Annotated in this window: 19 protein-coding genes and 2 tRNA genes; 5 read left to right on the top strand and 16 right to left on the bottom strand. The window is 65.1% G+C overall.

The window, feature by feature from the left end; all coding sequences use genetic code 11:
* Window positions 1-112 precede the first annotated feature (112 nt).
* The gene (locus P6U25_RS04865; RefSeq protein ID WP_407150332.1) at window positions 113-6,856 is read right to left on the bottom strand and encodes an autotransporter-associated beta strand repeat-containing protein; all 6,744 of its coding nucleotides are present in this window, start codon (window positions 6,854-6,856) and stop codon (window positions 113-115) included.
* Window positions 6,857-7,877: 1,021 nt separating this feature from the next.
* Here P6U25_RS04865 and P6U25_RS04860 point away from each other — a divergent pair.
* Window positions 7,878-8,666: a hypothetical protein gene (locus P6U25_RS04860; RefSeq protein WP_407150331.1), complete on the top strand. Its 789-nt coding sequence runs from the start codon at window positions 7,878-7,880 to the stop codon at window positions 8,664-8,666.
* A gap of 149 nt (window positions 8,667-8,815) precedes the next feature.
* Here the strand turns inward: P6U25_RS04860 and P6U25_RS04855 are convergent.
* From P6U25_RS04855 to P6U25_RS04815, 9 genes are all read right to left on the bottom strand, one after another.
* Window positions 8,816-8,891: transfer RNA gene (locus P6U25_RS04855), tRNA-Phe, on the bottom strand.
* A 142-nt stretch (window positions 8,892-9,033) separates the two neighbouring features.
* Complete coding sequence (gene yacG, locus P6U25_RS04850) at window positions 9,034-9,216, bottom strand: DNA gyrase inhibitor YacG (RefSeq protein WP_407150330.1); 183 nt, start codon at window positions 9,214-9,216, stop codon at window positions 9,034-9,036.
* A 71-nt stretch (window positions 9,217-9,287) separates the two neighbouring features.
* Window positions 9,288-9,917: a Maf-like protein gene (locus P6U25_RS04845; protein WP_407150329.1), complete on the bottom strand. Its 630-nt coding sequence runs from the start codon at window positions 9,915-9,917 to the stop codon at window positions 9,288-9,290.
* Window positions 9,918-10,144: 227 nt separating this feature from the next.
* Window positions 10,145-10,609: a low molecular weight phosphatase family protein gene (locus P6U25_RS04840; protein WP_407150328.1), complete on the bottom strand. Its 465-nt coding sequence runs from the start codon at window positions 10,607-10,609 to the stop codon at window positions 10,145-10,147.
* Between the two features lie 54 nt (window positions 10,610-10,663).
* On the bottom strand, window positions 10,664-11,167 hold the full coding sequence (locus P6U25_RS04835; RefSeq protein ID WP_407150327.1) for a UPF0262 family protein: 504 nt from the start codon (window positions 11,165-11,167) through the stop codon (window positions 10,664-10,666).
* The gene (gene hisD, locus P6U25_RS04830; RefSeq protein WP_407150326.1) at window positions 11,164-12,459 is read right to left on the bottom strand and encodes a histidinol dehydrogenase; all 1,296 of its coding nucleotides are present in this window, start codon (window positions 12,457-12,459) and stop codon (window positions 11,164-11,166) included. The genes P6U25_RS04835 and hisD overlap by 4 nt, the downstream gene beginning before the upstream one ends.
* Window positions 12,460-12,602: 143 nt before the next feature.
* Complete coding sequence (locus tag P6U25_RS04825; RefSeq protein WP_407150325.1) at window positions 12,603-13,031, bottom strand: DUF2948 family protein; 429 nt, start codon at window positions 13,029-13,031, stop codon at window positions 12,603-12,605.
* Window positions 13,032-13,172: 141 nt separating this feature from the next.
* Window positions 13,173-14,870: an FAD-dependent oxidoreductase gene (locus tag P6U25_RS04820; protein ID WP_407150324.1), complete on the bottom strand. Its 1,698-nt coding sequence runs from the start codon at window positions 14,868-14,870 to the stop codon at window positions 13,173-13,175.
* Between the two features lie 103 nt (window positions 14,871-14,973).
* Window positions 14,974-15,201, bottom strand: a complete 228-nt coding sequence (locus tag P6U25_RS04815; protein WP_407150323.1) for a hypothetical protein — start codon at window positions 15,199-15,201, stop codon at window positions 14,974-14,976.
* Between the two features lie 304 nt (window positions 15,202-15,505).
* Here P6U25_RS04815 and P6U25_RS04810 point away from each other — a divergent pair.
* A tRNA-Thr gene (locus tag P6U25_RS04810) sits at window positions 15,506-15,580 on the top strand.
* Window positions 15,581-15,621: 41 nt separating this feature from the next.
* On the opposite strand, the gene P6U25_RS04805 is transcribed toward P6U25_RS04810, so the two are convergent.
* The 6 genes from P6U25_RS04805 to P6U25_RS04780 all read right to left on the bottom strand — a co-directional run bounded on the left by P6U25_RS04805 (window position 15,622) and on the right by P6U25_RS04780 (window position 19,495).
* Window positions 15,622-16,293 (bottom strand): NrsF family protein, encoded by a 672-nt coding sequence (locus P6U25_RS04805; protein WP_407150322.1) that lies wholly within the window; start codon window positions 16,291-16,293, stop codon window positions 15,622-15,624.
* Complete coding sequence (locus P6U25_RS04800; RefSeq protein ID WP_407150321.1) at window positions 16,290-16,811, bottom strand: sigma-70 family RNA polymerase sigma factor; 522 nt, start codon at window positions 16,809-16,811, stop codon at window positions 16,290-16,292. Before P6U25_RS04800 ends, P6U25_RS04805 begins: the two co-directional genes overlap by 4 nt.
* 97 nt (window positions 16,812-16,908) lie before the next feature.
* On the bottom strand, window positions 16,909-17,418 hold the full coding sequence (locus P6U25_RS04795) for a DoxX family protein (protein WP_407150320.1): 510 nt from the start codon (window positions 17,416-17,418) through the stop codon (window positions 16,909-16,911).
* On the bottom strand, window positions 17,415-18,203 hold the full coding sequence (locus P6U25_RS04790; RefSeq protein ID WP_407150319.1) for a DUF2063 domain-containing protein: 789 nt from the start codon (window positions 18,201-18,203) through the stop codon (window positions 17,415-17,417). Before P6U25_RS04790 ends, P6U25_RS04795 begins: the two co-directional genes overlap by 4 nt.
* Entirely contained in the window at window positions 18,187-19,074 is an 888-nt protein-coding gene (locus P6U25_RS04785) for a DUF692 domain-containing protein (RefSeq protein WP_407150318.1), read from the bottom strand. The genes P6U25_RS04790 and P6U25_RS04785 overlap by 17 nt, the downstream gene beginning before the upstream one ends.
* 58 nt (window positions 19,075-19,132) lie before the next feature.
* On the bottom strand, window positions 19,133-19,495 hold the full coding sequence (locus tag P6U25_RS04780; RefSeq protein ID WP_407150317.1) for a DUF2282 domain-containing protein: 363 nt from the start codon (window positions 19,493-19,495) through the stop codon (window positions 19,133-19,135).
* 268 nt (window positions 19,496-19,763) lie between these two features.
* On the opposite strand from P6U25_RS04780, the gene P6U25_RS04775 reads away from it, so the two are divergent.
* The 3 genes from P6U25_RS04775 to P6U25_RS04765 all read left to right on the top strand — a co-directional run bounded on the left by P6U25_RS04775 (window position 19,764) and on the right by P6U25_RS04765 (window position 23,516).
* Complete coding sequence (locus tag P6U25_RS04775; RefSeq protein ID WP_407150316.1) at window positions 19,764-20,084, top strand: helix-turn-helix domain-containing protein; 321 nt, start codon at window positions 19,764-19,766, stop codon at window positions 20,082-20,084.
* 332 nt (window positions 20,085-20,416) lie between these two features.
* Entirely contained in the window at window positions 20,417-21,151 is a 735-nt protein-coding gene (locus P6U25_RS04770) for an outer membrane protein (protein ID WP_407150315.1), read from the top strand.
* A 220-nt stretch (window positions 21,152-21,371) separates the two neighbouring features.
* Window positions 21,372-23,516, top strand: coding sequence for a methyl-accepting chemotaxis protein (locus tag P6U25_RS04765; protein WP_407150314.1), 2,145 nt, complete (start codon window positions 21,372-21,374; stop codon window positions 23,514-23,516).
* The last annotated feature ends 77 nt before the right edge of the window (window positions 23,517-23,593 follow it).

Genomic DNA, 23,593 nt, shown 5'->3' with positions numbered 1-23,593 from the left:
AAAACCCGCGACCTCGCGAGCTCTGCTTTCGGCGAGCGGCCTAATTCACTTGATGGCATTTCGGTAGTCTGCCGCTCCTGCCGCAGCCGCCAGTGTGTCGGACGATGCACTCTTACCATTGATAGCTAAGGGTCCCCTTGCCGGCGAGGCTGGTGCTTGGACCAGAGAACTCGCCCTCAAAGGTTCCGGCAACCGACCAACCGTTGATCCATTTCATCTCGACGGAGGCCGTGGCGAGCGCGGCGTCGGGCGCCAGCGTCGCGCCGCGGACCAGGAAGCTCGCCTGCGGAAGCGCCTGGAAAGTCGCAGCGGCGCTGCGCCCGGTGTCGAAATTGTGCACCCATGCGGCGCGCCCCCGCAACGTCAGGAGCGCACCGTCAAGCGCGAACGATTTGTCGGTGCGCAGGCCGAGTTCAGACAGACTCGCCGTTTCGCTGCGGGATGCATAGTTCAACGCGAACATGTTGTCTCCGGCAAGCGCGCCTTCAGCATAGGGCGGCAGATCAAGCGTCACGAACTGCCCAGCCGCATAGGGTGTGAGCCCGGCGAAAGGCGTCGCAAACCGGTACCCGCCTTCGAGGCGACCGGAGAACGCGTTGGCCTGAAAGGTGCCACGCAGGCGATCACTGCCGGCGAGCGCCAGCGTGCGATCAGTCGTGACGTCCTGCCAGCCGTAGGCGAGCGCCGCTGACAGATAGGCGGCGCCGATGCGGTGATAGGCGTACACACCCGCCTGGAACAGATCGGAGCGCCCGCTGCCGAGACCATTGGCAAGGCCGAAGCCCGTGCCGCCGCCAGCCATCGCGAAGCCGAGCAGAGTGCCCGGCGATAGCCGATAATCCGCGCCGACGGCACCGCCATAGATGCGGTCGGTGAGGGTGTGCGATCCGATGATGTCGTTGCCGCTGGTACTGCGCCCGCCGCCGAAGGCGGCCGTCCAGACACTCCAGCGTTGATCGAACGAGGCGGCCGCCGCCGCGCCGGGAAGCGCCGCGAATGCGTCGCGCGCGCCGCCCAATTTGTCCGACGTCACCGGTCCATAGGCCCAAGCTGCACGGCCGTCGAGCGACGACCATCCGGTGCGGCCGGCCACCGATGGATCGGTCATCGTCGTCATGAATAGCCCCATGGCGTCGAACGTGGTCTGCTGGATGCCGGTGGCGAGTTCGCCCGACGCGAGCGTGAGGCCCGCGGGCGTCAAGCCGCCGACCGCCAGCGGAATGACGCCGGCGGCACTGAAGCCGTTCGACAGCCCATTGGCCACGCTCTGCTGGTTGATGTTCATGCCGCCGGCATAGGTGAGCTTGAGATCGAGGTAGACGTTGTTGGGGTCGTAGCTCAGCGACGGATTGAAGCTCGCCGGCAGGTTGGTGTTGACCAGTCCGCCGAAGGTGCCTTGGACGCCACCGGCGGCGTTGAGCAGCGTGTAGCGGGTCTTCACGTAGTCGCTGCCTGGATAGACCGCGACGACAACGGTCGCGCCGGCGGGCGTCGCCGTGCCGCTGACATTGACGCGATCGGAGGTGACGGAATTGAGTTCGGCGAGATAGGTCGCGGCCGCGGTGAACGTCAGGTTGCCCTGCACGGTGAGCGTGCCGACGGAGTTGCCCGGCGACAGCGTGCCGCCATCGATCAGGGTCTGGCCAACGATACCGTTGCCACCGAGCGTGCCGCCCGCATGCGCGGTGGTGAGCGAGGACGCTGCGATCGAACCGTTCACGGACAAGCGTCCGGCATAGATGTCGGTCGGGCCGGTGTAGCTGGAGGTGCCGTTGAGCCAGGTGGTGCCCGAGCCGATCTGCTGCACCGACCCGGCGCCGGAGATCGCGCCCGTGAACTCGGAAGTATCGGCCCGGTAGAAGGCGAGGATGCCGCTGTTGGCAACGTTGCCGGCGAGCGTTCCGGAGGCAAAGCCGTTACCGACGATGAGTTCACCGGACGAGATCGTGGTGCCGCCGGTGAAGGTGTTGTTGCCGGCCAGGACGGTGGTGCCCGACCCGATCTGTGCGAGCGCGCCTGCGCCGCTGATGCTGCCGGCGAAGATCACGGTGTTAGCGCGATCGAACGCCAGCGTGCCCTGATCCTGGACATTGCCGAGGATCGATCCGGAGGTGCCGCCATTGCCGAGTTGCAGCGTGCCGGCGGCGATCGTCGTGCCCCCGCCATAGGTGTTGGCGCTGGTCAGCACCGTGGTGCCCGCGCCGAGCTGCTGCACGGAACCTGAGCCGGAGATCGCACCGGCAAACACCGAACTGTCGGTGCGGTTGAAGGCGAGTACGCCGTTATTGGTGACGCTGCCGGTGATCGAACCCGTGGTGCCGCCATTGCCAAGCTGCAGTGTGCCGGCGGCAATCAGCGTCCCGCCGCCGTAACTGCTGGTGCCGGTCAGCACCGTGGCTCCCGCGCCGAGTTGCAGCAGCAAACCGGTGCCGGTGACGTTGCCTGCGAACACCGAAGTGTCGGATCGGTTGAAGGCGAGGACGCCGTTGTTGGTGGCGTTGCCGGTGATGGCGCCCCAGGCGCCGCCATTGCCGAGCATCAGCACGCCTCCCGCGACGGTGGTGCCTCCGAGATAGCTGCTGTTGTTGGTGAGAACTGTCGTGCCAGGACCAAGTTGAACCAGCCTGCCCGCGCCCGTGATCGTACCGTCAAAGATCATTGCATCCGACCGATTGAAGGCCAGCACACCATTGTCGGTCACATTGCCGTGGATCCAGCCCGACATGCCGCCGTTGCCGAGCTGCAGCGTGCCCGCGGTGATCGTCGTGCCGCCGCTATAGCTATTATTGGCGGTAAGAATCGTCGTGCCGGAACCGAGTTGGTTCAGCGCGCCCGCACCGGTGATCGCGCCATCAAAAGTCACCGCGTCCGAGCGGTTGAACGCCAGCGTACCATTGTTGGTCACATTGCCGGTGATCAAACCCGACGTGCCGCCATTGCCGAGCTGCAGCGTGCCCATGGCAATGGTGGTGCCGCCGGAATAGATGTTGTTGCCGGTCAGTATCGTGGTGCCCGCGCCGATCTGCTGCACCGAGCCGGTACCGGAGATCGCGCCGGCGAACGCCGATGTGTCGACACGGTAGAAGGCGAGGATGCCGTTGTTGAGGACGTCGCCGGTGATCGAACCGGAAGGACCGCCATTACCGAGTTGCAGGGTACCCGCATTGATGGTGGTGCCGCCGCTGTAATTGTTGGCTCCGGTCAGCATCAGTTTGCCACCGCCGTCCTTAACGAGCGTGCCGCCGCCGGAAATCTGGCCCCCAACGCCCAGCGTCGTGCCGGCAAGGGTGTACAGAGTGGAGGTGCCGGTGATGCCGATATTGCGTGTCGTCGCGACGTCGTTCAGGATTGCCAGCGTGGTGCCGTCCCACATCGTGACCGCGCCGGTGGCGGCGCCCAGATTGCTGTCGGATACGATCCCGATCGTACCGCCCATGATGTTGGTGCCACCGCTATAGCTGCTGCTGCCGGTCAAGATCAGAAGGCCGGAGCCGCTTTTCGTCAGCCCGCCGGCGCCGGAGATAGCGCCGCCGAAATAGCTGTCGATGGTTTGATTGATACCCAATGTGGCGGTGCCAAGCGCCACTTGGCCGCCGGTGCCCGACAGCGAACGAACGGTCAGGTTGTTGTTGTTGAGATCGAGCGTGCCGCCGGTGAGCACGTAATCAGTGAAGGCCGGCAACGCACCCGGCGTATCCGCGCGCAGGGTGCCGGCGGTGACCTGGGTGCCGCCGGTCCAGCTATTGTTGCCCTGGAGTTCGAGCGTGCCGTCGCCGAGCTTGGTGAGGCTGCCCGCACCGGTCACGGCGCCGCCGAAGACAGAGGTGGTGCCAGATGCGATGTCGAACGCGCCGGCTCCCCGGAGATTGACCGCGCGCCCGGAGACGACGCTCGCCGTGGTCTGCAAGGTCGCGTTGTCGAAGGTAAGGCTGCCGCCCGCGGCGCCTAGATTGGCGTCGGAAGATATCTGCAGCACGCCGCCGCTGATGATGGTGCCACCGGTATAGGTGTTGGCTCCGCTCAAGATCAGCGTGCCATCGCTGGTCTTCTGCAGTCCGTCGGTGCCGGTGATCGTCACGTCGACGGTCGCGGTCTCGCCGGCGAGGACGTCGATGCCGGGAACGGCAATCCCGACTGCCGTGCTGTTGACCAGGTTCAGCGATCCGGCCGTGCCCGGCGCCAGCGTATACGCTCCGCCCGCGAATTGCAGCCCGACCGACGTTTGCGCGCCATCGACCGTGACCGTGCCGCCGGAGCCGCGGAAGATGCCATAGCCGCTGCCCCAGTTGGACGGCACGATGCCGCCGATCGGATCGAGCCAGTTGGCGTTGCCGGCATTCCAGGTGCCGCTGCCGATGCCGACACCATTGGTGCCGCCGCCCCATAGCTGCAGGACATTGAGGCCATCGGGCGTCACCAGCAAATCGACATTGTGGTAGGTCGTGGTGTCGACCGTATAGGAGTAGGCGATCGGGCTGCTCGGGGGAGAGCTTCTGACCTTCAGCCCGCAATTCGTTGGGCAATTCGTTTCCGACAATGAACCTGTGTATGAGATCAGGCGGTGATAGCCGATGCTCGGGGCCGCGCCGTTGCCGAGAATGTCGAGGTTGGCGCCGTTCAGCGCGAGATTCCCGATGACGTTGATGACCGACGTGCCCGGTACCGGCATCACGGACAGCGACGATGACGGATCGGCGAGATGATACTCGAACGCCGATTCCGACTGCAGCGCCAGATTGCCGTTGATGGTGATGGCGCCGCCGCTGGACGGCGCGATGGTGCCGCCGCTGTTGATCGTGGTCGAGCCGACCGCGCCGAGACCTTCGAGACGGCCTCCCGTATTGACCGCGAGGGCGCCGCCGAGGTTGCCGGTGCTGGCCATCCGCAGCGTGCTGCCCGAGACTGTCGTATTCCCGGTGAATTGGCGGTCGTCTCCGGAGAAGATGGTGGTGCCGGCCAGAAGGTTGATGGCGCCGTTCCCAGTGACCTTGTTGGCGAAGGCGTAGTTGCTGCTGGTGTGGTTGAAGACCAGCGTTCCGTGGCTGTTGATCGCGAGGGTATCGGTCCCGTACAGCGTGCCGGGTGCAACCGCTGCGGCGCCGGCGGCCGCGCCGATATTCAACGAAGCATAGCCTCCCGCCTGCGAGACAACGATCGGATTCCTGCCGCCGAAGACCTCACCGCCATTGGACAGGGTCAGCGCCCCGTTTCCAATCGATATCTGGTCCGATTTCAGCGTTGACCCCGCGCCCGTCACCGTCACGGTGCTTGTCGTGCTGAGGTCGGTGATATTGCCGATGTTGACATTGGCAGCCTCGACCCCGGCGCCGCCGTCTATCATGACGTCGCCTGAGCCCAAGGCCCCGATATTCAAATTGCCCTGCAGGTACGATCCAACACCGCTGACGTGAAGGGCCGCCGAACTGCCGGCGGCACCGGCAAGCACAAAATCCGAATTGATCCTAGCGCTGCCGCCATTGGCGATGCTCACCGTACCGGCCTCGACATCAAGCCTGCCGGCGACAAACGCCGCGTTCACACCGTTCACATCGATCATGGCAGGCTGATTGCCGGTACCTGGGTCAATGGTTGCTTGACTGTCGACCATGAAGCGCCCGCCACTCGTGACATGAATCGCGCCGGTCCCGGACATGTCGAGAGATTGGCTTTCGAGAAATGCAGCGGCGCCCAACGTCAGGCCGCCCTGGTCCACCGTGACACTTCCGGCAACCGTACTCCACCCGGACAGCGTCCAGATGCTCGCTCCGTCCTTCGCAAAGTTCGTGAAGCCCTGATACTGATGGCCGAGCCCCGACAGATCGAAGCTGGCATTCTGGTTTCCACCAAGCGCGAATGTGTTAGGATTGTTCGGATCCGGCCTCGCGACGACGTTGCCGATGATGTTCGAGCCGGCCTGAAGCTCCAACCAGTTGTTGCCGCCGCCGAAGGTGATCGCATTGGCTCGCGAGCCGTCGGGATTCAGGCCGCCTTCGATCGTGCCGGCATTGATGATCGTACCACCGGAGACGCTGGAGATGCCGACGCCAGCCTGTCCATTGAGGCCCGTCGCTCCAGGCACGGCGGAGGAATCGTTCATATTGTAGAGGCTGATTCCCCCCTTGCCGCCGTCGCCGCCGAGCACGCTTGCCCCGGCGCCAACTTGAAGGATGGCGCCTGTCCCGAGATGCACGCCATCGCCACCTTTGCCGCCGTTGCCGCCATTGCCGCTTGGTATCCCCTGAGCGAGACCGGTCTCGCCGTTAGCGCCAGTGTAGCCGCCAAGGCCCCCGTCGCCTCCCTTCCCGCCACTTACCTTGACGTTGTTGCCGATCGTCACGGACGAAAACGCGCCGGCAAAAATGCCGACGCCACCGCCGCCGCCGCCGCCGCCATCGCCGCCGTTGCCCTGGATGCCTCCGGGCAACCCGACCACACGACATCCAAAATCGGTGCAAACCATCGTACTTGCGCCGGGACCACCGTCCGCACCGCTTCCGCCGTCGCCGCCGTTGCCACCCTTGCCGCCGGAGACCACCGCGCTCGTGCCAACGTTGAGGGTACCGCTCTCAAGCAGGACACCGGCCGCGCCACCGCCGCCGCCACCACCGCCACCACCCATACCTCCGCTTGAGGACACCGCGTACGAGTACGAACCATTGCCAGAGACACCGCCAGCGCCGCCGTCCCCTCCCTGAATAGTGACGCCGTTTCCTGTTGTGGCGTCGACGTTGCCAAGGAGCGCGCCGGCACCACCACCGCCGCCGCCGCCGCCGCTGCTGCCGTCCGTACCAGAGGCAAACGGATTGGTGCGGTCGGTCGGCGCGGTTTGTCCGGGAGTACCAGGCGAGCCAGCCACGCCGATCCAGTTGCCTCCCAGGATCGTCCCCCCTCCCGACCCATCAAATCCGATCGCCCCGGGCCCCCCTCCAGGGGTTGTAGCAAAATCGTTAGTGGTCCCGCCGGTACCGCCAGTGGATTGAACCGCGCCTGAGAAGCCGTTGCCACCCCCACCGCCGCCACCGCCAGCAAAGGTGGGGCTCGGGCTGGCCGCGCCGGCACCGGCCGCGTACATGTTGCCGTAAATATCGAAGCGATTTCCGCCGTTTCCGCCGCTTCCCGATGCTTGCGCAAATGCCGGGCGGCTTGGCATTGCCACCAGAGCGAACGTCGCCGGCGTCGCCAGCGCCAGCAAAGCGCGCGCCATCACCGTCGAGCAGCTGAGAACGCTCAGCCGGCGGAAGCGGGAGAGATGGGGTGCGCCGGCCGCGCTGTTTCGAAAACCCGTCCGCATCCTCATTGCACCCGTCATTCCACGGCCCAGCCCGCGAGTTCCGCCTAGCGCGACTGTGAGACTGAGGCGTTCCTCCGCGGCAGCCGTTGCCGGAAGGTCGGTGGCGAATACCTTGGAAATGATTCGAGCCGGATGAGCGATCGCGTATCTGGCTCGACTTCGTGACCCGGAGCGGTCTCGCGGACGCCTTGAACGACACGGTCGTCGCCGCGCACGACGGCGTGCCCTGGTGCGTCGGGATTGAGGTACGTGGCGGTGCCGGTCATCGTCACCACAACCCGCAGGGCGAGGTCTTCCGCCACCAAGCGTCCTGAACGAAACATTCCAATCGTGAGCATGGCGATGCCATGCTCACGCGTCCTCGCAGCCACATTGCCCCCCGCCACACATTCCTGCGCCGTCCTGCGGCGACGGCGCGACCGCTCGTCGGCACAGTGTTAACTCGATTCGTACAAGAATCCTTAATCACGCGAGTGCAAAACCGGACGAGGAACGTCCCTCGTCCATTCGGCATCCACAACGCGCAGCGCGGTCGAATTCCCAGCCGGTCCCGTCACCCGAACCTCACCCACGCAAAATCGCTGCCATGTTCATTTTCTTTCATCAATTGCCGCTGCCGCAAATGTTCGTCGCGGTCCTTCTCGTCAGCCTTACGGTCTGCTGGCTGGTCATCGGCGCAATCCGCACGCTCGTCCGCCTCGCCGGGTTCGGACCGACCGAGATGTTGCCGATCCGCGATTCGATCATCGGCGCCTGCACCACGATCTTTGCCCTCATCGTGGCATTCTCTGCCGCCGGTATTTGGAACGACGCACTCAACGCCCGCAACACGGTGCAACGAGAAGCGGATGCATTGGAAAATGCATCGGTGCTCGCCGCGGGCCTTCCTGCCGAGGTTCGAACCGCGATTCGCACCAACATCCGCGACTATGTAACGAGCGTGATCAAGGTCGATTGGCCCGAAATGGCGAAGGGCGGCACTCTCGAGGATCCGGTATTCAACACATCGGAGAGCATTCTGGTCACCCTGATCGAATTCCTTTCCCACCAGCCGACCTCGCTCGATCAGCAGCCAATATTCTCGGCGCTTCTGAACCAGGTTCTTGTGGCTCGCAATGCGCGCATCGCGCGTATCGCCGCATCGAATGCCGGCATTACCTGGGCGCAATGGATCGCGATGGTCATCATATCGACATCGGCGCTGACGGCGATCGCCATCTGCAATACACATTCGCTGCGCATGCAGGTGACAGCCACGCACCTATATGTGCTGGTAGCGTCCGCCGCTTACTTCGTGATTCTGGCACACGACCGGCCGTTTATCGGCTCGATCTCAATCAAGCCGCTCGCCTTCCAGAGCCTCATCGCGAACTAGGCGCGAGAGGCGAGCCTGGCCAGAAGAACTGCTGGATTGGAACGCAGGTGAGCTTGGCGAGGTCTGGGAAGAGAATTCCGCGAACGCCCCTCGCGCCGATCATCGAGCACGCAATCGTATTGGATCAAGCTCCGGCGTGGGAAGGCGTATGGTGCCCAGGGGCGGGATCGAACCACCGACACTGCGATTTTCAGTCGCATGCTCTACCAACTGAGCTACCTGGGCATACCCGGCTTGGGCCGAAAAGGCCGAAGCGAGCGGGCGGTTTATAGAGAGGTCGAAGCGCCGTGTCCACCCGGCTTCGCCAAAGGCTTCGCCGGGCGCTGCCCAGGATCAAACGTTTCCCCAACTTGTTGGGAAATCGGGGCTATTCCGGGTCCTCCTCGTCGTCCTCGCGGCCGGGGACGACATAGGTGCCGCTCAGCCAGCGGTTCAGGTCGACGTCGCGGCAGCGCGCGGAACAGAACGGGCGGAAGGCCTGCTCGGCAGGCTTGCCGCAGATCGGGCAGCGTCGCGTTGGGCCCGGGTTTTTTTGTGCTTGGTCATCCATGGCGGGATCGAGCTTACTCCAATTGGAGACTCAAGGGCGCGGCAGGGCGCGAGGTTCCTTGCCAGGAGGCCTCAGACCGCGACGGAATTGAGCCAGCCGTAGCGGATCGGAAAGCCCTCGCCGCCGAGCAGCGTCACGGTCTCGTAGAGCGGCAGGCCGACGACATTCGTATAGGAGCCGACCAGCTTGACCACGAAGGATCCGGCGATGCCCTGCACGGCATAGCCGCCGGCCTTGCCGCGCCATTCGCCGGAGCCGATATAGGCCTCGATGTCGTCCTCGCTGAGCCGCTTGAAGCGGACGCGCGTCTCGACCAGCCGCTGGCGGAACGCCTCCTTCGGCGTCACCACACAGATCGCCGTGTAGACACGGTGGTTGCGGCCGGAGAGCAGCCGCAGGCACTGCGCGGCCTCGTCGACCAGATTGGCCTTGGGCAGGATGCGGCGGCCGACCGCGACCACGGTGTCGGCGGCCATGATGAAGGAGCCGCGCAGATCATCATCGAGATGCACCGACTTCAGCGCCGCATCAGCCTTGGCGCGCGCCAGGCGGTTGGCGCAGGCGCGCGGCAGCTCGCCCCGCCGCGGGGTCTCATCGACATCGGCCGGGCGCAGCGCATCGGGCTCGATCCCGGCCTGGTTGAGCAGCGCCAGCCGCCGCGGCGAACCGGAAGCAAGAACGAATTTGGGACGGCCAAGCATGCGGGTTTTTGGGCTGGAATTGGGGGACGAACGCGCGCGGAACCTATCGGATGGGGGATCGATGCACAACCTTGGAACCGGCCGCGAATCGCGCTTCCCTTGAAGGCAAGGCCCCATAAGCACAGCCGTTTGTCAGTCTGGCGACAAGGGGCGGTTCTGCGAGCCGGAGCATGCTTCACCTCTTCCTTGAAGAGGAAGAAGCCGGCCGCGCGCCGCGGTCGAAGTCACTACACGCTTGCCGCCCCCGCTTGCGCAAAGCGGCGGCGGATGCGCAGCAACAGGCCGTCGCAGACCTCGCGATAGGCGGCGAGCTTCTGCTCGCGGTTGCCGTTGGCGCCGGTCGGATCCTGGGTCGGCCAGTATTCAACGTCGGCGGCGAGCGTCCGGGTGAGATCGAGCGCCTTGTGGTGCGCCTCCGGCGACAGCGTGATGATCAGGTCGAAGTTCAGCCCCTCCCAATCCTCGAGTTCCTCGAACGTGACGGGCTTGTGGCCGGAGATGTCCTGGCCGAGCTCGGCCATCACGGCGACCGCGAACGGATCGAGCTCGCCCTTCTTCACGCCGGCCGAGCGCACGTAGAGACCCTGCGGAAACATATGCTGCAGCAGGCTCTCGGCCATCGGCGAACGTACGGCGTTGTGGCCGCATGCGAACAGCACGGCCTGCGGATTGCGCGCGCGCGGCGCTTCCATGCGATCAGGCTTTTTTCGACCGGGGCGCGCCCCCGTCAAGCTTTGTCTTGGCCATCACGCGCCCTCACCCTTCCAGTGCAGCACAGTGATCAGCGTGAACAGCCGCCGCGCGGTCTCGAAATCGACGCGCACCTTGCCCTTGAGCCGCTCCTGCAGCGTGCGCGAGCCCTCGTCATGGATGCCGCGGCGGCCCATGTCGATCGCCTCGATCTTGTCCGGCGTCGCGGTGCGGATCGCCTGGTAGTAGCTGTCGCAGATCATGAAGTAGTCTTTCACGACGCGACGGAACGGTGTCAGCGACAATAGATGCGCCACCACCGGCGTGCCGTCCTCTTTCCGGATATCGAACATCAGCCGGTTGCCGGTGATGGCGATGTGCAGGGTGTAGGGGCCGGGCTCGGTGCCTTCGGGCGCAAACAGGTTCTGCTCGATCAGGTCGTAAATCGCGATCGCGCGCTCGTGCTCGATGTCGGGCCCGGAACGGCCGATCGATTCCTCGTCGAGCGTCACCGCGACGATGCGATTGTTGGAATCCTCGTCGGCTGGTGACTTGGTCATGAGAGGTTGAGGCGCAATCCGACGGAGCGTGAATGGGCCGCGAGACCCTCGGCCTGGCCGAGCGTCATCGCGGCGGGCCCGAGCGCACGAAGCTGATCGGGCCCGCACTTCAGGATCGAGGTTCGCTTCATGAAGTCAAGCACCCCGAGGCCGGAGGAGAACCGCGCCGAGCGCGCGGTCGGCAGCACATGGTTGGAGCCGCCGACATAATCGCCGATCGCCTCCGGGGTGTGCGCGCCCAGGAAGATCGCGCCGGCATTGCGGACCTTCCGCGACAGGCCCTCGGCGTCCGCGGCCATGATCTCCAGATGCTCGGCTGCGATCGCGTTGGCGAGCTCGATCGCGTCGTCGAGCTTCGCCACCCGAATCACCGCGCCGAAGTCGTTCCACGAGGCACGCGCGATCGCCGCACGCGGCAGCGTCGCGAGCTGGCTCTCGACCGCGCGCTCGACATCGGCGGCGAGCCGCGGGCTGTCGGTGATCAGGATCGACTGCGCGCTGACGTCGTGCTCGGCCTGGGCCAGCAGATCGGCCGCGATCCAGTCGGCATTGCCGGTCTCGTCGGCGATGACGAGCACTTCGGACGGGCCGGCGATCATGTCGATGCCGACCTTGCCGAATACCAGCCGCTTGGCGGCTGCGACATAGGCATTGCCCGGGCCGACGATCTTGGCGACCGGTGCGATTGTCGCGGTGCCGTAAGCGAGCGCGGCCACCGCCTGCGCGCCGCCGACGCGGTAGATCTCGGAGACGCCGCCAAGATGAGCGGCGGCGAGCACCAGCGGGTTCAGCCTGCCGTCCGGCGCCGGCACGACCATCACCACCCGCGGCACGCCGGCGACCTTGGCCGGCACCGCATTCATCAGCACCGAGGACGGATAGGCCGCGGTGCCGCCGGGCACGTAGAGCCCGACCGCATCGACCGCGCTCCAGCGCCAGCCGAGCTCGACGCCTTCGGCATCGGTGAAGCGCTCGTCCTTCGGCATCTGGCGGCGATGGAAGGTCTCGATCCGGTCGCGGGCGAATTTCAGCGCCTCGACCGTCTTGGAATCGCAGGCCTCCACCGCGGCATCGATCTCGGCCGCGGTGACGCGCAGGCCGGAGGCATCAAGCTCGAGCCGGTCGAATTTTTTTGTGGCCTCGATCAGCGCGGCATCGCCACGGGCCGCCACGTCGTCGACGATGGCGCGTGTGGCGCGCTCGACATCGGCCGATACCTCGCGCTTGGCGGCCAGGAAATCGCGGAATCGCTGGTCGAAATCGGCGCTCTGTCGGTCCAGGCGAACGGGCATGACGGCTTTCTGAGGATGGCTCGAGGGATCACGTCCCCTGCTCAATGGCGCGGCGGATTATGGCCGTCAACCCTTGGAGGGACACAGTCCGCCGTCATCCCGGCCTAGTGCGCAATTGCGCACTAGGCCGGGACGACCAAGAATTACCCCCGCGCCATCCCGAGATCGTCGGTCTCAAGATCGGTCAATTCGCACTCCAGGCACTCGACATCCACCCGCAGCGCGGCACCGTGACCGAACATCAGGATCGCGCTGCCGCCCGGCGGGTCGGTGGCGCAAAATTCGATCCCAAGCAGTTCCAGCGTGGCCTCGGGCGCCTCATGGTCGATATTGCGCGACTTGCAGGCCAGCACCCGGTCGAAACGCAACGCGGCGATCAGCCGCCGCGAGCAGGGCCCGCCGGACAGGGTCTGCTCCCAGTCCAGCCGGTTGAGACCGACCACCAGGCGTTTCTCGCACTGACGCCAGACGATGTCGCAGGCCTGAACGCGCGCGTCCTGCACATGGGCGGAGATGACCGCAAGGTCATCGGCGTCAAGCGCGATCAGTTTCAACGGAGCCGTCGTCGACATGACGGGAGATATAATGACTCCCGGCGCGGGAGGTACCGGTGCCCAGGACAAAAAAGCCGGATGATGTCGCAGCGGCGGAACCGGATTCCCGGCGGGTTTTCAGGCGCGAGACGCCGCAACAGCGCGTTGCACCGGCCGTCCCTAGAGCGTCGGGCTGCCCTCGTCGGCGAGATAGCCGTGCAGGGCGGCGACCACCTGCGCGCCCTCGCCGATCGCGCCGCCGACGCGCTTGACCGAGCCGGAGCGGACGTCGCCGACCGCGAACACGCCGGGCACGGAGGTTTCGAGTTGCGGCACGAACCGCGCGCCCTCGCCGTCCTGAACGCCGGTCAGCACGAAGCCACCGCGATCGACCTGCACGCCGCAGCCGTCGAGCCAGCCGGTGGCCGGATCAGCGCCGACGAACAGGAAGAGATTGCGGATGTCGAGTGTGAACTCGTCGGGTGCGAGCCGGCTGCGCCAGCGCACACGCTGCAGCGTCTCGGCGCCCTCGAGCCCGATCACCTCGGTGTTGAACATCAGTTCGATGTTCGGCGTCGCCTCGATGCGCTCGATCAGGTAGCGCGACATGCTGGCGCCGAGCCCGCCGCCGCGGATTATCATATGGACCTTGCGGACATGCGCCGACAGAAACACCGCCGCCTGGCCCGCGGAGTTGCCGCCGCCGACCAGCGCGACCTCCTGGTTGGCGCACAGCCGCGCCTCGATCGGCGAGGCCCAGTACCAGACGCCGCGCCCCTCATAGGCATCGAGATTGTCGATCGCCGGCCGCCGATAGCGCGCGCCGCTCGCGATCACGATGGATTTGGCGCGCAGCGTGTGCCCGCATTCAGTGGCGAGCGCGAACGCGCCCGACGCCTTCGAGCAGTCGAGCGATCTGACAGAGACCGGGATCAGCATCTCCGCGCCGAATTTCTGCGCCTGGTTGAAGGCGCGGCCGGCCAGGGCCTGACCGGAGATCCCGGTCGGGAAGCCCAGATAGTTTTCGATGCGCGCACTGGCGCCGGCCTGGCCGCCAAAGGCCCGCGAATCGAACACCGCGACCGACAGTCCTTCGGAGGCCGCATAGACCGCGGTGGCAAGCCCCGCCGGGCCGCTGCCGACCACGGCCACATCGTAGAGCTTGTCGTGGGTATGGCCGCCGATCATGCCGAGCGCCATCGCCAGCGCCGTTTCTGACGGATTGCGCAGCACGGCGCCGTCAGGGCAGACCACCAGTGGTAGATCGGCGCGGGAGGCCGAATAGCGCGCGACGAGGTCGGCGGCATCCTTATCGGTCTCGGGATCGAGGAAGTGATGCGGCTGGCCGTTGCGCGACAGGAAGTTCTGCAGCCTCGCCATGTTGCCAACCGATGCCGGCCCGATCAGCACCGGCCCCCCGGCGCCGCCTTGGATCAGGCTGACCCGGCGCAGGATCAGCGCGCGCATGATCCGCTCGCCGAGATCGGCCTGGGCAACCAGCAGCGCACGCAATTTGTCCGGGGGAAGCAGCAAGGTCTCGACATCACCATCGGCATGACCGTCGACCAGCGCGGCGCGCCCTGAGAGCTGGCCGATCTCGGCAAGGAATTGACCCTCGCCCTGGTCGATGATCGGCGTGACATGGCCGAGACCGTCGCGCTGGGTGATCGCGACCACCCCCGACAGCACTACGAACATGCCAGGCCCCGGCTTGCCGGTCTCGAACAGCGCCTCGCCGTCCTTGTAGGAGCGTGGCTCGCCGAAGCGGCGCATGCGCTCGATCTCGTGCGGCGTCAGCGTCGGAAAGGTCTGCTCATGACGTGGAAAGGCGTAAGTCGTGGCGTTCAGTCGATCGATCGTCGTCTCGTCCGCAGCCATATCCGCCACCCGCTTCCCCAAACCAATTCACGCAGCGGCCAGTGCTTCGGCCCGCTCGCGTCATCTCGATCATGATGCGATGAGGTTGAATCGCATCATGATCTCATCGCTCCGTTTGAGCATGATCTTTTCGGAAAACCGGTTCCAACTTTTCCGGATCATGCTCCAAGGAACCATCCGCGGCTTCAGAAGGCGCGGCCTCGTCCCGGCCACGCGCCTGCGATTTCCGCCGTTTCAGATTTTCGCGCAGCGCCAGCTTCAACCGGTCCTGTCGGGACACCTTCACGCGGGGTCCGGCGTGTCCGCGGCCCTTGTCCTGATCACCTGTCATTCCCTGAACGCTCGTCGCTAATGCCTTCCATCATCCACGATAGACGATGCGTGGACGCCACGCACCCACCCGGCCGGGTAGGGGTACGATTTCGACCTCAGTTGGCATGGAACGGCCAGGCCGGGGAATTGGGAACCAAATCGGCGGGAAATCGCCCAGATTGCAGTGGATCGCGGCACGAAATGCCAATTCCGGTCGCGTTCGCCGGTTTCCTGGACGCTCTTTCGCTTGCGCCAACGGAAGGCCTGTGGCAAGAACCGCCCGCTTGGACGGGCCCTTCGGGCCGATTCTATTTCCCGGGCATGCTGCCGTAGCTCAGTGGTAGAGCACTCCATTGGTAATGGAGAGGTCGACAGTTCAATCCTGTCTGGCAGCACCAGTCTTTTCTCGATCCTGGCTGCTATTCGCCGATGCGCCGGGTCAATCCCGCGGGTAGAGCGTGCGTGGCGCGACCCAGCGGAAGATGCTCCGGCCGAAGGCGCCTGACAGCCCGACAAACACGATCGCCGTCCCCAGATTCCACATCAGGACCATCACGCTCGCGTCGATCACGTGAAACAGCGACAGCGCCGTTGCCGTGATCGCCGCCACGGCGAGACTACCCATCATGGTTGCTGCGGTCGGGCGGAGCGGCGCGGCATAACGCAGCATGACCAGCATGGCGAGTGACAAAGGCAAACTGGTCAGCACCAGAGTCGCAAAGCATCGTGCAGTTTCGCCCAAACTCATGCCGTCGGGGCCGATCGAGACCCACTCTGCCAGGCACTGATAGCCGATATTCGATAGCCACAGCACCAGCGCCGGGAGCGGCAGAAGGAGCCAGAGGCGCGATCGATCGGGCAGACTGACAAGGAAGGCGGCGACAGCACCGAGCACGCCGGTCAAGGCCGAGGCCGCCAAGCACACAGCAAAAGCCGGCTGATGCAGCTTCTGAACCAGATCGGGGCGGATGCCTTGATTGACGGCGAGGAGCGCCAGCACCGTGACGGCAAGCACGAGCCAGCAGGCCGCCCGCATCACAGGCGGTCGCAACCGCCGGACCGGGGCGGCGTTCGCGGCAAGCGAAGCAATGAGATCGGATGTCTTGATCACGGCTCGCTCCGATCGACCAGCAGCTTCTTGAGTTTCTTAAGGGCGCGGTGCGCGTTCACCTTGAGCGACGTGACGGACATGCCGCTCACGACCGCAGCCTCCCTTAAAGACATCTCCCTGAGCTTGAGCAACCGGATGGCGTGTCGCTGCGCAGGAGGAAGATTGTCGACGATGCCTTCGAGCTCCTGACGGTCCCGGCCCGCCTCGAGGTTCGTTTGCGGCTCGCAAAAGGCTTCATGCTCGGGGGTCAAGGCGACCTCTCGCTCGCGCCGCCGGCTCTGGCGGCGCAGCCGGTCGACGAAGCGCCGGTTGGCGATCGCGACAAGCCATGGTGCAAACGGCCGAGCAGGGTCGTAGGTCTGCCGGATCGAATGCACGGTCAGCAGCACGTCCTGGACGGCATCCTCGACGTCGCTGGGGTCCCGGTGTCGTCGCGCCGCAAGCGAGCGCAGGTAGGGTGTGATCTCCTGCAGCAGCCGGTGATAGGCGGCTCGGTCACCATCCTGAGCATGTGCCATCAGGATCGACCAATCGACATCTCTTGCGACCGGCGCCGTTTGGCGGCCGTCATCGTCCTTCCCGACCAGTCGAAGCGATGGTCCGCCGCCGCGGGGATCATGCGACGTCACGTGCGCCTCCCCGCTTTGCCCATCGTCTATCGAGCCAATGGTCAAGGGACAGCGTCCCTGGGCCGAGCGCGATGATGGCGAGTGCGAGCCCCGCCCAGGGCAGGTGAAAGTTTGCCCAGCCCTCCGGCACCACGAGCTGGATGACGCCGGTCATGACGAAAAGCCCGAGTGCGGAGAAGCGGGTCGCAAGACCAACCACCAGCAATACGGGGAGCACGATCTCAGCAATACCGTCGACATAGGCGAACACGGCCGGCGCTGGAAAGTCGTAGGCTTGACCGAAGATGTGGAGCTTGAATTCGTCCTCGAAGAGATATTCCGCGGCCGGCGAAAGGGAGAGGAAGCCGGCCCATTTGGTGAGCCCGGATTTGAAGAAGGGCACGGCAAGCGCGACCCGCAGCACTGGAGGCGCGACGACCAGCGCGACGCGGGCCAGGTATCCCGCGATCGCTCGCACAGCATGGTCGAAATTGGCAATGATCGCCGCGCCAGTCATGTCCACCTTCGATCGGGAGCGAGGTCGAAACCAACCAGGGCGCCTGCCCGCATCAGATCAGACAGGTTGGCCGCCAAGTCAAAACCGGGATCGGCGATGAGGCCTGCTTGCAGGGCCGCGACAACCGGCTCCTGGTCAGCCAAGGCCTGAATGAATTCGAGGCTGCCGCGCGGAATTGACCGAACCTCGACGTCGGCGAACGGTCGAACGATCAGCACGTCCTCGCCGCCGGCCGCGAGATCGACCGAAGCCGGAATGCCATCGCCGACATTCATCCGCCAGATCGTCAGCGCCGGGAATTGCGAGCGGACGAGGCGCAACGAGGGATGCAGCGCGAGCCGAATCGCCGGAAGCTGATCGGACGCAATCGTTGTGAACGCCTCAGGGTCAATCGGCGAAGCTTCGGGTGCGTGATAGGCCTCCGTCCAGGCCCGCTCAATGCACGCAACGTCGGCGAGATAGGGCAGCGCGGCGGCCGGTTCGAAGGTCCGGATGAATTCCGCAAATCCTGCGCCATATTCGAGCAGGATCGGCGAGCGCGGCGGCTCGACTGCGACGTGAGCCCGCGCCATCGCGCAAAAGAAATCGTCGCCGACCAGTCGGCGCACCGCTGGGAAGCCATCCTTGAGTGCCTCGATCAGGCCGGCCACAACATTGTTGCGATAGACAGCAAAGCGCTTGGGGTCCGGCTCGCCATCCGGACCGACCAAACCATGGGGAGTCGGCAGCGCAGCGTTCAGCAGAGCCGCCGCGAAGGCGGCCTGTCGTTCAGCGAGCGGCCGCATGACCGACGGCCTTTGTTTGTGCTGCGACCATGATCGTTTCGGCGCGATCGGCTTCGTCCTTAAGTACGGGCCACGGCGGCACGTCCGCATCCCGCTCGATCAGCGTTGCAATCGGTCCCGTCCGCGCGACAGCATAGGCATAGAGATCCCAGACCATGTCGTCGACCGGGCGATTATGAGTATCGATCAGGAGCGGCCGGCCCTTGTCATCGGCATCCTGCGTGTGGCCGGCGAGATGAACTTCGTGGACATGGGCGAGCGGATAAGCGTCGATATAGCCGAACGGATCGCACTGCTGATTGGTCGAGGCGACGTAGACATTGTTGACGTCGAGCAGCAGGCCGCAGCCGGTGCGCCGCACCACCTCTGCGATGAAATCGAGCTCCGAATAGGTGCTCTCGGCGAAGGCAAGATATGTCGATGGATTTTCCAGAAGCATCTGCCGGCCAAGGGCATCCTGGACCTGATCGATGTGCTCGGCGACGCGGGCCAGCGCTTGACCGGTATAAGGGACGGGCAGCAGATCGTTGAGAAACGCGCCGCCATGTGATGACCAGGCCAGGTGTTCGGAGAATAATCCGGGCGCGTAGCACCTGATCAGCCGCCTGAGACGCTCGAGATGCTCTTGATCAAGCGGCCGATCGGCGCCGATCGAAAGCCCGACGCCGTGCAGCGAGAGCGGATATCGCTCGCGAATGGCCGACAGATAACGGTGTGGCGGGCCGCCCGCACCCATGTAGTTTTCCGCGTGGACCTCGAAGAATCCGATGTCAGGTCGCTGCTCGACGATCGTGCGGTAGTGCTCTGCCTTCAGCCCGACGCCGCCGCGCGCCGGGATGCGGTCAGGGGTGCTTGACGATGGTAACGACACGGCGGACCTCCAGATGGAGAGGGGGCGGGCGACAGCGTCGTCCGCCCCAGCCAACGTCTCACGCCTTCTTCGGGGTCAGGCTTCCCGGTCCGCTCGGTGTCTGAACGGTTGTGCAAGTGCCCTTCGGCTCGAGCTTGAATGCATTGCCCTGGTAGTTCACCGTGCTGGTGCCCGCGCAGGTCGTACCGGGCCCCGCATAACAGTCGTTCTGCCCCTTCAGCGCCACGCCGTAGCACTTCTCCATCTTGCCGGACTTCACCGCCTTGGCGGTCTCGGCCTGTTTTTCCTTCATCATTTTCTCCATGTCGCCCTTCCCCATTTTTTCCATGCCACCTTGTGCGGTGGCAGGTGTGACGGTGAGCGATGCGATGGCCGTGACGAAGGCGCCGGTAACAAGTGCCGATAGCGTGCGATTGGACATATGGGTTCCTCCGGGTTGCTTTGCGAGCCGATGCAAGGTTGCTTGCGGCGCACCGAAGCGGCCGCCTAAGGAAGGTTCGGCCGGAGAGCAGAAAGGTTACCTGGAACGGAAGATTTTCGGCGGCGTCCCCACAAGCGGCCCCATCTCAGGACAACGCAACGCCGCGCCCGTGACGAATTGCGGCGAGATAAATGCCGGATCGAATCGTTGACAGCATCGTAGCGCACATGACTCACTTCGCACTTCATTGCCCCGGAGCGGAACCAAATTGACCGGCCCCGAACTCAAGAAACTGCGCGAAGATCTCGGCGAGGCGATCGGACGAAAGCTCACGGCGACCGACATGGCGAAGCTGTGCGGGTTGCCGGGCGCCGGCGGCGCCGACACGATCCGCCGATGGGAGGTCAGTGGCCCGAGCCCGCAGGCCGCCGAGCTGCTGCGCGTGCTGGCGATGGCGAGCGAGCGCTATCCGATCCTCGAGAAGTTCGACATCTTCAATCGCCACGACGTCCCCGAGAAGGACCGCCCGGCGCGACGGCTGGCGTTTCGCGAACAGATCCGCGACGACGTACGCCGCCGGCTTGGTTAAACGAAGCTAGCCCGGTTCAGGATGACTGTTGATAGGCGCGCTGATCCATTCACGTCATTGCGAGCTCCTCGCAATGACGGGTGAATAGATTCACAGGCTCCCAGGACGAGGAGATACAACTCTTATAATGCAGTAAGATTTAAGCTTCTCTTCACTCTTCCCGTTAAGCATCCGTTAGGCACAAGAAAGCGTTTCCGAGCCAAAGGATGGGGTTAGCGGTCGCTGTCGTCATCGGGTGACAGCATTTTATTCAAATTGGGTCTAGCTGCGCGGCCTAAGGATGGCGCCAACAAAGCGGCGTCTCCCCATGACTTGTCCGGAGACTGACCCAAATGAAGAAGTTCCTGCTCGCAACTGTCGCAGCCGCCGTCGTCGCCTTGGGCGCGACCGCCCAGGCCGCCGACCTCGGCGCCCGCCCGTATTACCAGAAGGCGCCCGCCCCTGTTTACGCCGCACCGCTCTACAACTGGACCGGCTTCTATATCGGCGGCCATCTCGGCGGCGTGTTCTCGGGCAGCGACAACACCTTCAACGGGCTCGCGCTCACCGACTCTAGCGCCCGCTTCATGGGCGGCGTGCAGGCCGGCTACGACTGGCAGTTGTCGACCAATTGGGTGATCGGCCTTGAAGGCCAGTATTCCTGGGTCGGCAGCCACCAGCTCAACGCGATCTTCCCGAACGGCCTCGTCTACAACAACAACCAGCGCGGCATCGCCTCGGTCACCGGCCGCGTCGGCTACACCTGGGGTCCGGGCCTGATCTACGTGAAGGGCGGTTACGCCTATTCCGACAACAACGAGTCCGTGACGTCAGGCGGCGTGCCGGTCGCCTTCACCCTCAGCGACAATCACAGCAACGGCTGGACCGTCGGCGCCGGCGCCGAATACATGTTCGCGCCGAGCTGGTCAGCCAAGGTCGAGTACCAGTACTACGACTTCGGCGACAGCCGGTTCACCAGCCCGGCATCGCTGGCGCCATTCGGCAGCTTCCACAATGACGAGCACACGGTGAAGGCGGGTCTCAACTACCGCTTCAACCTCGGCGGCTCGGCGGTCGCCCCTTACTGAGATCACGCGCCACAACCAGGCGTGGAGAAGGCCGGCTCACGCCGGCCTTTTTGCGTTCGCATACGTGCATCGATTCCGGTACGCGGAAGAAAGCGGCAGCGGACCTCCGCCGCCCAAAAATCGCGCAGGCTGCCGCAATTTGCCCGATTTTGTTAACCGGCCACAACGATACTGCCGCGCGAGGAACATCCAAGGGTAGTGACCACGGGGACACGGGGCAATGGCGTTTCGGTTCAAGCTCGGCAAACTCAATCTCAAGCGTATCCGGCTTCCGCAGATGGGCGTCAGGGGCAGCCTGTTCGCGGCTTTCGCTGTCATCGCAGGCATGGCGCTCGTCATCAGCGCCGGCGCCGGAGTGGTTCTGCACCAGCTCGGCGGCACAATGACCAATCTCAGCGGCCGCGACATTCCGCGGCTTGCCGCCAGCCTGCAGCTCGCCGCCCAGAGCGCCGCGCTTGCCGCCCAAGGGCCCGGCCTGCTCGCCGTGCAGAACGACGATGCGCTCGCCGAGCACACCAAGAAGGTGCAGGAAGTCGCCCAGCTCACCAATGCCAAGCTTGGCGAGATCATCGAGCTTGGCGCAGACAAGTCCGTCGTCAGCGCGCTTCAGGAGACGGTCAAGAACATCGACGACGCAACCAAGAGCCTGATCTCGGCGGCACGCGAGCGACTCGACGTCGGCGCGCTGCGCAGCAAGCAATATGACGCGCTGCGCAAGGCCCAGGCGGCGTTCGTCGCCGCCGCCAATCCCGCGATGCTCGACGCGCAGACGCGGCTCAACGCCATCCTCGCATCGGCCGAAGTGTCGGCGGATGACGCCACCGAGGCGGCCCGCACCGTCGGCCAGATCAGCAATGTGCTCGCCGCCGGTAACCTGATGGCAGCCGACATGACCGCGGCGCTGTCGGCCAATTCCAGCGAGACGCTGGATGCGATCGAAGCCGAGTTCAAGGCCGGGCGCGAACGCGTCAAGTCCAATCTGGAAGACCTGCCGAAGAACCCGGCGATTGTCGCGGTGCGCGACACCGCGCAAAAGCTGCTGGCGCTCGGCGAAGGTAAGACCGGCGTGTTCAAGGTGCGCCAGAAGGAACTCGATTCGATCGACTACGGTCAGACCATCCTGGAGGAAACCCGCAAGCTCAATGTCGGGCTCGGCATCAGCGTCCAGCAGCTCGTCGACGGCGTGCAGAAGGAGACGGACAGCTCGACCTTCCAGGCACGGCAGCAGATCTCGCTCGCGACCATGGTGATGATCGGGCTGGGCGCGCTGACGCTGGTCGGCTCATTCCTGTTCGTCTGGCTCTATGTCGGGCGCAACATCCTTCGCCGCATCCGCGGCCTGCAGCGCTCGATGCAGTTGCTGTCCGACGGCGACCTCGATACTGAAATCCCGCAGAGCCGCCAGCGCGACGAGATCGCGGTGATGGCCGACGCGTTGCAGGTGTTCCGCGAGAGCATGCTTGAGGGCCGCGAGCTTACGGCCAGCCAGAACCAGGACCGCATCGCCAAGGCCGAGCGCGCCTCGCGCATGGAGACGCAGATCGCCGAGTTCGAATCCACGGTCCGCGCCGCGCTAGGCAGCCTGCAGTCCGCGGCAAACTCGATGCAGTCGACCGCGCAGAGCATGTCGGCGACCGCCGACCAGTCCAGCGCACTGGTGAGCGCGGTTGCGTCCGCGGCGGAGGAAACCTCGGTCAACGTGCAGACGGTGTCGGCCGGCACCGAGGAGCTGTCGTCGTCGATCGCCGAAATCGGCCGCCAGGTCGTCACCTCCGCGGAGATCGCCCGCAAGGCGGTGGAGGAAGCCCGCGCTACCGATACCACGATGCAGGGGCTGGCGGACAACGCCGCGCGCATCAGCGTCGTGGTCGATCTGATCCAGACCATCGCCTCGCAGACCAACCTGCTCGCGCTCAACGCCACCATCGAGGCGGCGCGTGCCGGCGAGGCCGGCCGCGGCTTCGCGGTGGTCGCCTCCGAGGTGAAGAACCTCGCCAGCCAGACCGCGAAGGCGACCGAGGAGATCCGCCAGCAGATCGTCAGCATGCAGGAGGTGACAACCACGGCCGTCTCCGCGATCCGCAACATCTCGAGCACGATCGGCGAGATCAACGACGTCACCACCGCGATCGCCGCCGCGGTCGAGGAACAGGGCGCGGCGACCCGCGAGATCGCCCGCAACATCCAGCACGCCGCCGGCGGCACCAGCGAGGTATCGAGCAACATCGTCGGCGTCAGCAACGCCTCCTCGGAGGCCGGCGCTGCCGCGGGCGAAGTGCTGAACGCCTCCGACGCGCTGCGCCACGAGGCCGACGTGCTGCGCTCGGAGATCGACGGCTTCCTGTCGAACATCCGCGCGGCGTAGGCGAGCGCGTCATTCCGGGGCGGTCCGTCAGAACCGCACCCGGAATCTCGAGATTCCGGGTTTGATGCTGCGCATCG

The organism is Bradyrhizobium sp. ORS 86 (assembly GCF_045571475.1).
GTDB lineage: Bacteria > Pseudomonadota > Alphaproteobacteria > Rhizobiales > Xanthobacteraceae > Bradyrhizobium.
Note: the sequence above shows the minus strand (reverse complement) of the source record. Positions and strands in the feature narration are given on the sequence as shown.

Bases quoted from the DNA above. Each gene is read 5' to 3' on its own strand.
- P6U25_RS04820 (WP_407150324.1), bottom strand. From the start codon at position 14,870: ATGGCTGCGGACGAGACGACGATCGATCGACTGAACGCCACGACTTAC.
- P6U25_RS04835 (WP_407150327.1), bottom strand. From the start codon at position 11,167: ATGACCAAGTCACCAGCCGACGAGGATTCCAACAATCGCATCGTCGCG.
- P6U25_RS04825 (WP_407150325.1), bottom strand. From the start codon at position 13,031: ATGTCGACGACGGCTCCGTTGAAACTGATCGCGCTTGACGCCGATGAC.
- P6U25_RS04770 (WP_407150315.1), top strand. From the start codon at position 20,417: ATGAAGAAGTTCCTGCTCGCAACTGTCGCAGCCGCCGTCGTCGCCTTG.
- yacG (WP_407150330.1), bottom strand. From the start codon at position 9,216: ATGGATGACCAAGCACAAAAAAACCCGGGCCCAACGCGACGCTGCCCG.
- P6U25_RS04860 (WP_407150331.1), top strand. From the start codon at position 7,878: ATGTTCATTTTCTTTCATCAATTGCCGCTGCCGCAAATGTTCGTCGCG.
- P6U25_RS04800 (WP_407150321.1), bottom strand. From the start codon at position 16,811: ATGGCACATGCTCAGGATGGTGACCGAGCCGCCTATCACCGGCTGCTG.
- P6U25_RS04780 (WP_407150317.1), bottom strand. From the start codon at position 19,495: ATGTCCAATCGCACGCTATCGGCACTTGTTACCGGCGCCTTCGTCACG.
- P6U25_RS04845 (WP_407150329.1), bottom strand. From the start codon at position 9,917: ATGCTTGGCCGTCCCAAATTCGTTCTTGCTTCCGGTTCGCCGCGGCGG.
- P6U25_RS04790 (WP_407150319.1), bottom strand. From the start codon at position 18,203: ATGCGGCCGCTCGCTGAACGACAGGCCGCCTTCGCGGCGGCTCTGCTG.
- P6U25_RS04765 (WP_407150314.1), top strand. From the start codon at position 21,372: ATGGCGTTTCGGTTCAAGCTCGGCAAACTCAATCTCAAGCGTATCCGG.
- P6U25_RS04795 (WP_407150320.1), bottom strand. From the start codon at position 17,418: ATGACTGGCGCGGCGATCATTGCCAATTTCGACCATGCTGTGCGAGCG.
- hisD (WP_407150326.1), bottom strand. From the start codon at position 12,459: ATGCCCGTTCGCCTGGACCGACAGAGCGCCGATTTCGACCAGCGATTC.
- P6U25_RS04840 (WP_407150328.1), bottom strand. From the start codon at position 10,609: ATGGAAGCGCCGCGCGCGCGCAATCCGCAGGCCGTGCTGTTCGCATGC.
- P6U25_RS04815 (WP_407150323.1), bottom strand. From the start codon at position 15,201: ATGACAGGTGATCAGGACAAGGGCCGCGGACACGCCGGACCCCGCGTG.